Origin of the sequence: Dokdonella fugitiva (assembly GCF_004342425.1) — a bacterium.
GTDB lineage: Bacteria > Pseudomonadota > Gammaproteobacteria > Xanthomonadales > Rhodanobacteraceae > Dokdonella_A > Dokdonella_A fugitiva.
The window spans coordinates 251,597-263,270 of record NZ_SLWQ01000002.1 but is presented as its reverse complement, the minus strand read 5'-3'; the positions used below and the strand labels follow the sequence as shown (position 1 = coordinate 263,270).

Annotated in this window: 11 protein-coding genes; 6 read left to right on the top strand and 5 right to left on the bottom strand. The window is 68.7% G+C overall.

What is annotated here, in order from left to right:
- Positions 1 to 54: 54 nt before the first annotated feature.
- Together EV148_RS05395 and EV148_RS05390 are read right to left on the bottom strand one after the other, a co-directional pair.
- Entirely contained in the window at positions 55 to 810 is a 756-nt protein-coding gene (locus EV148_RS05395) for an enoyl-CoA hydratase/isomerase family protein (protein WP_131995485.1), read from the bottom strand.
- A gap of 38 nt (positions 811 to 848) precedes the next feature.
- A complete protein-coding gene (locus EV148_RS05390; protein WP_131994668.1) occupies positions 849 to 2,276 on the bottom strand; it encodes a DUF4139 domain-containing protein in 1,428 nt (475 codons plus the stop codon).
- 61 nt (positions 2,277 to 2,337) lie between these two features.
- On the opposite strand from EV148_RS05390, the gene EV148_RS05385 reads away from it, so the two are divergent.
- Complete coding sequence (locus EV148_RS05385) at positions 2,338 to 2,784, top strand: copper chaperone PCu(A)C (RefSeq protein ID WP_158287336.1); 447 nt, start codon at positions 2,338 to 2,340, stop codon at positions 2,782 to 2,784.
- Here EV148_RS05385 and EV148_RS05380 read toward each other — a convergent pair.
- Together EV148_RS05380 and uvrA are read right to left on the bottom strand one after the other, a co-directional pair.
- Positions 2,745 to 3,212 carry an acyl-CoA thioesterase gene (locus tag EV148_RS05380; RefSeq protein WP_131994662.1) on the bottom strand — a complete coding sequence of 156 codons (468 nt, stop codon included), beginning with the start codon at positions 3,210 to 3,212 and terminating at the stop codon, positions 2,745 to 2,747. The genes EV148_RS05385 and EV148_RS05380 overlap by 40 nt on opposite strands.
- The gene (gene uvrA / locus EV148_RS05375) at positions 3,209 to 6,076 is read right to left on the bottom strand and encodes an excinuclease ABC subunit UvrA (RefSeq protein ID WP_131994659.1); all 2,868 of its coding nucleotides are present in this window, start codon (positions 6,074 to 6,076) and stop codon (positions 3,209 to 3,211) included. The genes EV148_RS05380 and uvrA overlap by 4 nt, the downstream gene beginning before the upstream one ends.
- Before the next feature lie 365 nt (positions 6,077 to 6,441).
- Here uvrA and rplU point away from each other — a divergent pair, with 365 nt between their 5' ends.
- From rplU to cgtA, 3 genes are all read left to right on the top strand, one after another.
- A complete protein-coding gene (gene rplU, locus EV148_RS05370) occupies positions 6,442 to 6,765 on the top strand; it encodes a 50S ribosomal protein L21 (RefSeq protein WP_131994656.1) in 324 nt (107 codons plus the stop codon).
- Positions 6,766 to 6,776: 11 nt separating this feature from the next.
- Complete coding sequence (rpmA, locus tag EV148_RS05365; RefSeq protein ID WP_131994653.1) at positions 6,777 to 7,034, top strand: 50S ribosomal protein L27; 258 nt, start codon at positions 6,777 to 6,779, stop codon at positions 7,032 to 7,034.
- Positions 7,035 to 7,292: 258 nt separating this feature from the next.
- Entirely contained in the window at positions 7,293 to 8,336 is a 1,044-nt protein-coding gene (cgtA, locus tag EV148_RS05360) for an Obg family GTPase CgtA (RefSeq protein WP_131994650.1), read from the top strand.
- A 152-nt stretch (positions 8,337 to 8,488) separates the two neighbouring features.
- On the opposite strand, the gene rpsT is transcribed toward cgtA, so the two are convergent.
- On the bottom strand, positions 8,489 to 8,752 hold the full coding sequence (rpsT, locus tag EV148_RS05355; protein ID WP_131995482.1) for a 30S ribosomal protein S20: 264 nt from the start codon (positions 8,750 to 8,752) through the stop codon (positions 8,489 to 8,491).
- 224 nt (positions 8,753 to 8,976) lie between these two features.
- On the opposite strand from rpsT, the gene murJ reads away from it, so the two are divergent.
- Complete coding sequence (gene murJ, locus EV148_RS05350) at positions 8,977 to 10,584, top strand: murein biosynthesis integral membrane protein MurJ (RefSeq protein WP_131994647.1); 1,608 nt, start codon at positions 8,977 to 8,979, stop codon at positions 10,582 to 10,584.
- 49 nt (positions 10,585 to 10,633) lie between these two features.
- Entirely contained in the window at positions 10,634 to 11,578 is a 945-nt protein-coding gene (locus EV148_RS05345) for a bifunctional riboflavin kinase/FAD synthetase (RefSeq protein ID WP_131994644.1), read from the top strand.
- Positions 11,579 to 11,674: the final 96 nt, after the last annotated feature.

The window sequence follows — 11,674 nt, the reverse complement described above, 5'->3', positions numbered from 1 at the left end:
AAGGCATCAAGAGTGTTCTGCTCGTCGCGGACGTCCGGCCGCGGTCGGGCCAGGCTAGCCTCTGGATTTCAGGCGCGCGACCAAGGCCTGCAGCACGGCCTGCGCTTCGGGCGCGAACCAGCGGTCGAGGAAGTCGTCGACAGGGAGCGCGTGCGGATCGGCGAAGAGCGCCGCGAGGTCGGCGCGTGCGAGGCGGCGTGTTTCGGCCATCGCGCGCGGCGGGAGCTTCAGGAGTTCCTCGAGCCAGGCGATCGCACGCGGAACGACCGCGTCGCCGTCGACGAGTTCGTCGACGAGGCCGATCGCATCGGCCTGTTCCGCTTCGAGCATTGCACCGACCACCATCAGTCGCTCCGCGCGATACGTGCCGACGAGACGGCGCAACGCCGCCTGGATGCACTCGGGCACCGACAGGCCGACCTGCACCTCGTTGAGACCGATGCGGTAGGCGCCGCGCGCCATGATGCGGTAATCGCACATGATCGAGAGCACGGCGCCGCCGGCGGGCGCATGGCCGGTGATCGCCGCGACGACCGGGATCGGCGAGCGCGCAAGCGCGCCGCAGAGGCCGAAGAAGTCATTCCAGAATTCGCGGAAGGCCTCGCGTTCGAGCTGCAGCAGCACGGGCACGTCGAGGCCCGCGGAGAACAGGCCCGGCGAACCGGACAGCACCAGCGCACGCACGCCTTCGCTCGGCGCCGCCTCGATCGCGACGCGCAGCGCATGCACGAGGCCGGGGTCGAGGGCGTTGACGGGGGCGCGGGCGAGGCGCAGTTCCTGGATCGTGTCGTGCTGGATGATGTCGAGCATGGGTGTCCCGTGGCGTTCGTCGTGGCTGGAAGGGCGCATCAGTCTTCGTTCGGCGACCACCGGTATTTCACGACGTAGTCGAGCGTCGCCGTGCCGCCGCCAGGCACCGCGACGAGGAATTCGAGCAGGTCGGGACTCTGTTTCGCCGGCTTGATGCTCGAAGAGACGAGCGACCACGCGCGCCAGCGGTTCGGGTGCTCGCGCACCGTCACGGTGCGTGCCCGTTCGCCGCGGTTGTCGAGCGTGATGCGCAAGCCCTCGTCGAGTTCGCGCGCGGCCTTGTCGAGCTTGAACGTGGTGCGCTCGCGCTTCGCGCCGAGGTCGAACGCGACGCCGAGATCGACCTGCACGTCGCGTCCCTTGCCGACGTCGGCAATGCGGTTTTCCCCGAGCAGTTCGGTGCGCCCGTCACGATCGCGCACGAGCACGCGCAGGTGGCCGGCAGGCATGTTCTCGGCGGCGACGAATGAAATCTGGCTCTGCACCGGGCCGCCACCGGCCTGCCATGCGTCGCGCTCGAGCATCGGCCTGGGCGGGAACCACGTGCCGCCGTTCTCGTACAGCCAGCGCCGTTCGCAGGCGAGCTCGTTGCTCGCGTAGAGCGGCACCTGCGTCACGCTCGCATCGGGCAGGTCGAGCGCCCCGTCGATTGCATAGGCGCGGTAGTCGCCGAGTGCCGACTGCTCGGGCGCGCTCTCCGGCGCGGGCGCCGGTGCCGCGGCCTTCATCATCATCACGCGTGGACCATGGTCGTACTTGGCGAAGTTGGGCGAGCCGGCGACGAGCTTGAGTCGCGCGCCCGCGTAGTCGCGGCCGCTGCGGTTGGCGATGCTCGCGAGCGCTTCCAGCCGCAGGCGGCAGCCGTCTTCGCCGAGCAGCAGGGCGGAGTATGCGGCGCGCCAGCCGAGTCCGGACGTGGGGTAGGTGAGGCTCGCCGGCGCAGCGCCGGCCTTGCCGTCGACGGCGACCTGCAGGGTGCTGCCCGGCGAACCCGAGCCTTCGGCGAACTCGACGCGCGCGTAGTCGCGCACGTAGGCGACACGCCCGTTCGCGCCGCGGATGCCGAGTCCGTTGGCATCGACTGCGACCAGCGTGCCCTCGGCGAGCGGCCGGCCGTCGGTGGCGAGCACCTGTACCGGTTCGCCGCGGTGCGCGGCGAGCAGGCCGGCCTCGCCCGCGGAAACCACGCGCTGGCCGAGCACGCGCGCGGCACCGCCGAAATCGATCGCGACCGCTTCGGTATCGAGCATGGACGGCAAGCCGTCGATGACGACGGTCTGGCGCCCGCCCGCGAGCGGCAGAGTGCGCTGTTCGTGCACGACCGCATGGCCGTCGGCGATCGGCTCGTTGCCCGGCTCGAACAGCACATCGCTGTCGCTGCGGTAGATCGTCAGGGCGGGATCGGCGGCGGACACGGGCGTGGAAGTGGCGGCGGTCATGGCGAACACCAGCAGGTCGAGGCGCATGGTCGCACTCCTGTTGCGCGGTGGGGTTGCGGCTATCATAGCCGCCACACCGGAGGCTGCCATGCATCGAACACGCGTCGTTCCGTTCCTGCTCATGCTGCTGTTCGCGTCCGGAGCCGTGCACGCGGACGCCAGGCTCGGCGTGTTCGACGCATGGATACGCGCCGCGCCCCCGGGCGCGACGATGATGGCGGGCTATGCCACGCTGAAGAACAGCGGCGACGAGCCGCTGACCCTGCTCACGGTGCAGAGCGATGCGTTCCGCCTGACCTCGCTGCACGAGACGATCGTCGATCGCGACGTGTCGAAGATGCGCGAGATCCACCGGCTCGTGGTCGAACCAGGCACCGAAGTGCGGCTTGCGCCGGGTGGCAAGCACCTCATGCTCATGCAGCCGCGCCATGCGATAGCCGTCGGCGACAAGGTGCAGGTGATCTTCCTGCTCGCCGACGGCACGCGCGTCGAAACCTATTTCGACGTGCTCGCGCCCGACTCCAGCGACGACTGACAGGCGCTGCGGATCGCCGGCGGCAGCGGCACCGAACGGCCGCTCGCCGGATCGATCCACACCATCACGACTTCGCCGTCGGCATAGACGAGCGATGCGTCGCGTTCGTCGACGATGCGGTGGCCGATCGTCACGGACGAGTTGCCGACGCGCCTGGTGGCGAGTTCGACCACGATGCGCGCGGGCCAGCCGAGCTGGCGCCGGTAGTTGACCTGCGCCGCCGCGACCACGGGCATCATGGTCTCGTCGAACCACGCCCCTTCGACGCCGGCGAGCCAGTCCAGGCGCGCTTCCTGCGCATAGACGAGGAAGGCCGCGTTGTTGACGTGATTGAATGCGTCGAGGTCGCCCCAGCGCACCGCCATCGGCACGCGTGCGAGGATCGGCACCGCGGCGCCGTCGTCGTCGTTCACCGCAGGGGCGTTCATGCGGCTTCCTTGCGGCCGCGCTTGCGCGGCGCGGTGTTCGCGCCCGCGAGCGTGCGGGCGAGAAAACGGCCCGTGTGCGAACCCGGCACGCGCGCGATCTGCTCCGGCGTGCCGGTCGCGATGATCGTGCCGCCGCGCTCGCCGCCTTCCGGGCCGAGGTCGACGACCCAGTCCGCGGTCTTGATCACGTCGAGGTTGTGCTCGATCACGACGACCGTGTTGCCGTCGTCGGCGAGCCGCTGCAGCACGCGCAGCAATTGCTCGATGTCGTGGAAGTGCAGGCCCGTCGTCGGTTCGTCGAGGATGTACAGCGTGCGCCCGGTATCGCGCTTGCTGAGTTCGCGCGACAGCTTCACCCGTTGCGCTTCGCCGCCGGACAGCGTGGTCGCGCTCTGGCCGAGCTTGATATAGGTGAGGCCGACGTGCATGAGCGTCTCGAGCTTGCGCGCGAGTACCGGCACCGGCTCGAATAGCTTGTGCGCGTCCTCGACCGTCATCTCGAGCACGTCGGCGATCGTGTGGCCCTTGTAGGTGATCTCGAGCGTCTCGCGGTTGTAGCGCTTGCCATGACAGACGTCGCACGGCACGTAGACGTCGGGCAGGAAGTGCATCTCCACCTTGATCAGGCCGTCGCCTTCGCACGCTTCGCAGCGACCGCCCTTGACGTTGAAGCTGAAACGGCCGGGCCCGTAGCCGCGCGAGCGCGCCTCGGGCACCTGCGCGAACAGCTCGCGCAGTGGCGTGAACAGGCCGGTGTACGTCGCCGGGTTGGAACGCGGCGTGCGGCCGATCGGCGACTGGTCGATGTCGACGACCTTGTCGAACAGTTCGAGGCCCTGGATCTCGCGGAACGGCGCCGGCTTCTCGTTCGCGCCGTTGAGTTCGGCCGCGGTGTACTTGTGCAGGGTGTCGTTGATGAGCGTCGACTTGCCCGAGCCCGAAACGCCGGTGATGCAGGTGAACAGGCCTGCGGGAATCTCGAGGTCGACGTTCTTGAGGTTGTTGCCGCTCGCGCCGAGCAGGCGCAGCATCCTGTCCGGATCGGCCTTGCGCCGCTGCTTCGGCACCTCGATGCCGCGCTGGCCGGAGAGGTACTGGCCGGTCAGCGAACGCTTCGACTTGAGGATCGCGTCGATGTCGCCCTGCGCGACGATCTCGCCGCCGTGCACGCCGGCGCCGGGGCCGATGTCGACGATGTGGTCGGCGAGGCGGATCGCATCCTCGTCGTGCTCGACGACGATGACCGTGTTGCCGAGGTCGCGCAGGCGGTTGAGCGTGCCGAGCAGGCGTTCGTTGTCGCGCTGGTGCAGGCCGATGGACGGCTCGTCGAGCACGTACATGACGCCGACGAGGCCGGCGCCGATCTGCGAGGCGAGGCGGATGCGCTGCGCCTCGCCGCCCGACAGCGAGTCGGCCTGGCGGTCGAGCGTGAGGTAGTCGAGGCCGACGTCGACGAGGAAGTGCAGGCGCTCGCGGATCTCCTTGACGATCTTCGCGGCGATCTCGCCGCGCCAGCCGGCGAGCTTGAGCGCCTTGAAGAACGCGAGCGACTGTTCGATCGGCAGCGCGGTCAGTGCGGGCAGGTTCGAGTCACCGACGAACACGTTGCGCGCGCTGCGGTTGAGGCGCTGGCCTTGGCAGTCGGGGCAGGCGCGCTCGCTGATGAACTTGGCGAGTTCCTCGCGCACCGCCGGGGATTCGGTTTCCCTGTAGCGGCGTTCGAGGTTCGGCACGATGCCTTCGAACGCGTGCTTGCGCGTGACCGCGCCGCTCGCGCCGGTGACGTAGCGGAAGCTGATAGGTTCGCCGCCCGATCCGAACAGCACGTGGTGCCGCGTCGCCTCCGGCAGGTCGTGCCAAGGCGTGTCGACGTCGAACTTGTAGTGCCTGGCGAGCGAGAGGATGAGCTGGAAGTAGTACTGGTTGCGGCGGTCCCAGCCGCGTACCGCGCCGGCAGCGAGGCTCAGCTGCGGGTTGACGACGACGCGCGCCGGATCGAAGAACTGGGTGACGCCGAGGCCGTCGCAAGCCGGGCAGGCGCCGACCGGCGAATTGAACGAGAACAGGCGCGGCTCGAGTTCGGGCAGCGAGTAATCGCAGACCGGGCAGGAAAAACGCGACGAATACGTGGCCTCGGCCGCCTTGGCGTCGTCGAGGTCGACCAGGATCGCGATGCCTTCGCCGAGGCGCAGCGCGGTCTCGAACGATTCGGCGAGGCGTTGCTTGATGTCGGCCTTCGGCCGGAAACGGTCGATGACGACTTCGATCGTGTGCTTCTGGCGCAGCGCGAGCGCGGGCACCGCATCCAGTTCGTGCACGGTGCCGTCGACGCGCGCACGCACGAAGCCCTGCGCACGCAACTGGTCGAACACCTGCACGTGCTCGCCCTTGCGCTCGCGCACGACCGGCGCGATCAGCATGTAGCGCTTGGCCGGATCGAGCGCGAGCGTCGCGTCGACCATCTGGCTCACCGTCTGCGCCTCGAGCGGGATGCCGTGGTCGGGGCAGCGCGGCGTGCCGACGCGGGCGAAGAGCAGGCGCAGGTAGTCGTACACCTCGGTGATCGTGCCGACGGTCGAGCGCGGATTGTGCGAGGTCGATTTCTGTTCGATCGAGATCGCCGGCGACAGCCCCTCGATGTGGTCGACGTCGGGCTTCTCCATCATCGACAGGAACTGGCGCGCGTACGCGGACAGCGATTCGACGTAACGCCGCTGGCCTTCGGCGTAGATCGTATCGAACGCGAGCGACGACTTGCCCGAACCGGAGAGCCCGGTGATCACGATCAGCTTGTCGCGCGGCAGATCGAGGTCGATGTTCTTGAGGTTGTGCGTGCGCGCACCGCGGATGCGAATGAAGTCCATGGCGGGGGAGGTGAGGGGCGTCGTCCACTATAGCAAGGGCGTCAGGATCGGGCGGGCGCGTCGCGCGGGCCGAGACGTCGCGCGGCGCGGCGGCGCCTTGCAATCCCCGTTCAGGTAGAGCGGCTCCGATGTCGCACCTGCCCGTTCACCTCGCCTTGCGCCTTGGCTTGGCCCGCGTGGTCGGACGCAACCGGCGGTGGGGCACGGCGTGCGCCGACGGTTTCGAGTACTGACCCACGAGTGTCCGTCGTGACGGAACAACGACTTGCGCGCGAAACCGCACTCCGTTAGACTGCGCGGCTCGCTCCGGGCCCATGGCTCCGGTGCAAGGCTGATTCCAGAATAACTACAGAGGCATGGCCATCATGTACGCAGTCATCGTTACCGGCGGTCGTCAGTACCGCGTGGCGCAGGGCGAAGTCCTGCGCGTCGAAAAGATCGCCGCGGACGTCGGCGCCGAGGTCAAGCTGGACCAGGTCCTGTTGGTCGGCGAAGGCGAAGGTGTCACCGTCGGCGCACCGCTGGTCGCCGGCGCGCTCGTCACCGCCAAGGTGAAGTCGCACGGCCGCGCGGAGAAGATCCGCATCGTCAAGTTCCGTCGCCGCAAGCACCACCGCAAGGAGACGGGGCACCGCCAGCACTACACCGAAATCGAAATCGTCGGCATCACCGGCGCGGGCAAGAAGTAAGGAGCACGGCAATGGCACATAAAAAGGCAGGCGGCTCAACCCGCAACGGTCGCGACTCGAATCCGAAGTACCTCGGCGTGAAGGTCTACGGCGGCCAGGCCGTCGAGGCCGGCAACATCATCGTGCGCCAGCGCGGCACGCGCTTCCACCCGGGCACCGGCGTCGGCCTCGGCCGCGACCATACCCTGTTCGCGCTCGTCGACGGCACGGTCGAGTTCAAGGTCAAGGGCGCCGAGGCGCGCAAGACGGTCAACGTGATTCCGGGCTGATCGCATTCGCGAGCGGTACCGCGGAAGGCCCCGCTTCGAGCGGGGTTTTTCGTTTTGCGGCATGGGGTTGGTGATTCGGGATTGGTGATTCGGAATTCGGGATTGGGAAAAGCCAGGATTTCGCTTTCTTGCCGACACCGGCATCCTCCAGCTTCGAGCACTGCAAGCAGCAGTGCCGTGACATCACCTTCGAATCCCGACCTTTGCCATTCACCAATCCCGAATTCCCAATCCCGAATCCCCAATCCCGGCCCTCCCATGAAATTCGTCGACGAAGCAGTCATCCAGGTCCACGCCGGCAACGGCGGCAACGGCTGCGTCAGCTTCCGCCGCGAGAAGTTCATCCCGTTCGGCGGGCCGGACGGCGGGGACGGCGGCAGCGGTGGCAGCGTCTGGCTCGTTGCGGACGAAGGCATCAATACGCTCGTCGACTTCCGCCACCAGCGGGTGTTCCGCGCCCAACGCGGCGAAAACGGGATGGGGCGGCAGATGGCCGGGAAGGGCGGCGAGGACACGCTGATCCGCGTGCCGGTCGGCACGGTCGTCATCAACACCGCGACCGACGAGGAAATCGGCGACCTCACCACGCACGGCCAGCGGCTGCTCGTCGCGCAGGGAGGCCACGGCGGCCTCGGCAACATCCATTTCAAGAGTTCGGTCAACCGCGCGCCACGCAAGGCGACCCAAGGCAGCCCCGGCGACGAGCGTGAAATCAAGCTCGAACTCAAGGTGCTTGCCGACGTCGGCCTGCTCGGCTTCCCCAATGCGGGGAAATCGACGCTGATCCGCGCCGTGTCGGCGGCGACGCCGAAGGTCGCGGACTACCCGTTCACGACCTTGCAGCCGCACCTCGGCGTCGTGCGCATCGAGGCCGATCGCAGTTTCGTGATCGCCGACATCCCGGGCCTCATCGAAGGTGCCGCGGAAGGGGCGGGGCTCGGCATCCAGTTCCTCAAGCACGTCGCACGCACGCGCCTGCTGCTGCACGTGGTCGACATCGCGCCGCTCGACGGCGTCACCGACCCCGTTGCCGAGATCCGCGCGATCGAGAACGAACTCGCGGGCTTCGACCCGGAGCTGCTCGATCGTCCGCGCTGGCTCGTGTTCAACAAAGCCGACCTCATCGCCCCGGACGAACGCGAGAAGGTCGCCAAGGCCATCGTGAAGAAGCTCAAGTGGAAGCAGCCGTGGTACCTCGTGTCGGCGATCGCGCGCGAGGGTACCTGGCCGCTGTGCCTGGACATCCAGCGCTTCTTCGACGAACAGAAGTACGCCGCCGAGGCGGCCGGGCAGGGCGCGTGAGTGCCGCCGCGCGCGGGGTGGGCCTCATCCCGGCGTCGTACGCGCGAACGTGGGGTTCGACGTCCCTGCCGCGCCGGCGCGCGGCAACGCCCGGTCCGGAAAAAAAGAAGCCGGCTTGCGCCGGCTTCTCCGATGCGATGACCGCGGGTCGCTCAGGCGAGCGCCTTGATGTGCGCGGTGAGGCGGCTCTTGTGGCGGGCAGCCTTGTTCTTGTGGATCAGGCCACGCGCGGCGTAGCGGTCCATCACCGGCTCGGCGATCTTCATCGCGGCCTCGGCTTTCGCCTTGTCCTTCGCTTCGATCGCCTTCACGACATTTTTGATCGCCGTGCGAACCATCGAACGCGCGCTGGCGTTGCGCTGGCGGTGCTGCTCGGACTGGCGCGCACGCTTCTTCGCGGACTTGATGTTGGCCAAGGGATTGCTCCGGTAATCGGGTTTGGAAAAAGACTGCGGATTATGCCGGCTGCCTTTTCGAGCGTCAATCATGGGGCCGGGAATGGGGAATCGGGAATAGGGAATTGCGGGATATGCCCAGGGGTGATGTCCCGCCCCGCCCGGAGCCTGCCGCGACAGGGTTGCCGGAATCGGCATCGTCTGGACCATTCCCGATTCCCGATTCCCCATTCCCGGTACACCCCATGACCCGCCCGAGCCTGCTCCGCTCGATGCTGAGCTTCAGCGGCGGCACCTTCGTGTCGCGCGTGCTCGGGCTCGTGCGCGAGCAGGCGATCGCCTACGCCTTCGGCGCCAACGCGGCGACCGACGCGTTCTGGGTCGCATTCCGCATCCCGAACTTCCTGCGCCGACTGTTCGCCGAGGGTTCATTCTCGGTCGCCTTCGTGCCGGTGTTCACCGAGGTCAAGGAGACGCGCAGCCACGAGGACCTGCGCCAGCTCGTTGCCCGGACCGCCGGCACGCTCGGCGGCGTGCTGCTCGTCGTGACCGCGCTCGGCATGCTCGGCGCGCACTGGGTTGCGGCCGGCTTCGCCCCGGGTGCGATCGACGAGCCGGCGAAGTACGCGCTGACCACCGACCTGCTGCGCGTGATGTTTCCGTTCCTGCTGTTCGTTTCGCTGACCGCGCTCGCGGGCGCGGTGCTGAACAGCTTCCACCGGTTCATGCTGCCGGCGATCACGCCGGTCATCATGAACCTGTGCATCATCGTGGCCGCGCTGTGGTGGTCGCACTGGTTCGACGTCCCGATCATGGCGCTCGGCTGGGCGATCCTCGTCGCCGGCGCATTGCAACTGCTCGTGCAACTGCCCGCGCTGGCGAAACTGCGCCTGCTCGCGTGGCCGCGCTGGGGCTGGCGGCATCCGGACGTGCGCCGCATCCTCACGCTGATGGTGCCGACCTTGTTCGGTTCATCGGTCGCGCAGGTCAACCTGCTGCTCGACACGTTGATCGCCTCGTTCCTGGTCACCGGCTCGCAGACCTGGCTGACCCAGACCGACCGCCTGCTCGAATTCCCGCTCGGCATCTTCGGCGTCGCGCTCGGCACGGTGATCCTGCCGTCGTTGTCGCGCCATCATGTCGCGACGGATCGCGACGGTTTCGCGCGCGCGCTCGACTGGGGGCTGCGCACCGCGCTGCTGATCTCGGTGCCGGCGATGCTCGCCCTCGTGCTGCTCGCCAAGCCGCTACTCGCAACCTTGCTGCAGCACGGTCGCTTCGGCGCGCACGACGTCGAGATGGCCGCGCTGTCGCTGTCGGCGTTGTCGTTCGGCTTGCCCGCGTTCGCGCTGGTCAAGGTCGTCGCGCCCGCGTTCTACGCGCGGCAGGACACGAAGACGCCGGTGCGGGCGGGGATCGTGGCGATGGTCGTCAACATGCTGCTGAACGTGATCTTCGTCGCGTTGCTGTTCCAGCTCTGGCATCGCCCCGGCGACCTCGCCGATGGCTGGCTCGCGGCGATCGCGAAGGTGCCTGGCCTGCACATGGGGCTCGCGCTCGCGAGCGCGCTGGCGAGTTATCTCAACCTCGCGCAACTCTGGCTCGCGCTGCGCCGCAATGGCATCTACGTGCGCCAGCCCGGCTGGGGCGCGCACCTGGTGCGCCTCGCGGCCGCGTGCGCGGCGATGGTCGCCGTGCTCGGCATCGGCCTCTGGCAGTGGCCGGAGTGGGGCGCCTGGGACACCGGCACGCGCGTCGTCCGCCTCGGCGTGCTCATCGGCGGTGGCGGTGCGACCTTCCTCGGCGTGCTGTTCGCCTGCGGATTCCGCCTGCGCGATCTGCGTGGCGTGTGAGCCGCGGGACGGGCATCGCATGCTGCGGCGCAGCGGCTATACTCGGTCGATGAGCCTGCTTTTCCGGGATGCCGCGGGGCCCAGCCTGGCCCCGGGCGGCAGCGTCGTCTGCGTCGGCGCGTTCGATGGCGTGCACCTCGGCCATCGCGCGCTGCTCGCGCGCGTGCGCGAGCGCGCGCTCGCGCAGGACCTCGTGCCGCTCGCGATCAGCTTCGAGCCGGTCCCGCGCGAATTCTTCGCGCGCGGCACGCCGGTGCCGCGCCTCGCGAGCGCGCGCGAGAAGATCGCGCTGCTCGGCGACGCGGGCGTGGCGAAAGTGCTGTCGCTGCGCTTCGACGCGAACCTCGCGGCCATGCCCGCGGAAACCTTCATCGAGGACGTGCTGGTGGCGCGCGCGGATGCGCGTGAGATCTGGGTCGGCGCGGACTTCCGCTTCGGTCACGCGCGGCGCGGCGACGTCGCCTTGCTGCGCGAGTGCGGCCGGCGCCTCGGCTATACGGTCGAGGTGATGCCCGACGTGGCGCTCGACGGCGTGCGCGTGAGCAGCAGCGCGATCCGCACCTTCCTCGGCGCCGGCGACTTCGACGCGGCTGCGCGCCTGCTCGGCCGGCGCTTCGCGATCGGCGGGCACGTCGTGCACGGCGCGCAGCTCGGCCGCAAGCTCGGTTGGCCGACCGCGAACATCCGTCTCGGTCGGCGCACGTCGCCGGTCGCGGGCATCTTCGCGGTACGCGTGCATGGCGTCCAGGCACAGCCGCGGGCGGGCGTCGCCAGCCTCGGCATCCGTCCGACCATCGATGGCGGCGGCGAGCCGCTGCTGGAAGCGCACCTGTTCGATTTCGATGGCGACCTCTACGGTCGCCGCATCGAGGTCGAATTCGTGCAGAAGTTGCGCGACGAGGCGAAGTTCGACGACCTCGACGCGATGGTGCGACAGATCGCCCGCGACGCCGCGCAGGCGAGGGCGATCCTCGGCGTGGTCGCGCCTGCATGAGTTTCCCGGTGCGGGCTTGCGGCAGCGTGGCGACCCGGTAGCCTTCCCGATTCCCGATTCCCGATTCCCGATTCCCGATTCCCGATTCCATTCCCG

What these genes read in the sequence shown, in the direction of transcription:
- EV148_RS05395 (WP_131995485.1), bottom strand. Translation starts at nt 810, where the DNA reads ATGCTCGACATCATCCAGCACGACACGATCCAGGAACTGCGCCTCGCC.
- EV148_RS05390 (WP_131994668.1), bottom strand. Translation starts at nt 2,276, where the DNA reads ATGCGCCTCGACCTGCTGGTGTTCGCCATGACCGCCGCCACTTCCACG.
- EV148_RS05385 (WP_158287336.1), top strand. Translation starts at nt 2,338, where the DNA reads ATGCATCGAACACGCGTCGTTCCGTTCCTGCTCATGCTGCTGTTCGCG.
- EV148_RS05380 (WP_131994662.1), bottom strand. Translation starts at nt 3,212, where the DNA reads ATGAACGCCCCTGCGGTGAACGACGACGACGGCGCCGCGGTGCCGATC.
- uvrA (WP_131994659.1), bottom strand. Translation starts at nt 6,076, where the DNA reads ATGGACTTCATTCGCATCCGCGGTGCGCGCACGCACAACCTCAAGAAC.
- rplU (WP_131994656.1), top strand. Translation starts at nt 6,442, where the DNA reads ATGTACGCAGTCATCGTTACCGGCGGTCGTCAGTACCGCGTGGCGCAG.
- rpmA (WP_131994653.1), top strand. Translation starts at nt 6,777, where the DNA reads ATGGCACATAAAAAGGCAGGCGGCTCAACCCGCAACGGTCGCGACTCG.
- cgtA (WP_131994650.1), top strand. Translation starts at nt 7,293, where the DNA reads ATGAAATTCGTCGACGAAGCAGTCATCCAGGTCCACGCCGGCAACGGC.
- murJ (WP_131994647.1), top strand. Translation starts at nt 8,977, where the DNA reads ATGACCCGCCCGAGCCTGCTCCGCTCGATGCTGAGCTTCAGCGGCGGC.
- EV148_RS05345 (WP_131994644.1), top strand. Translation starts at nt 10,634, where the DNA reads ATGAGCCTGCTTTTCCGGGATGCCGCGGGGCCCAGCCTGGCCCCGGGC.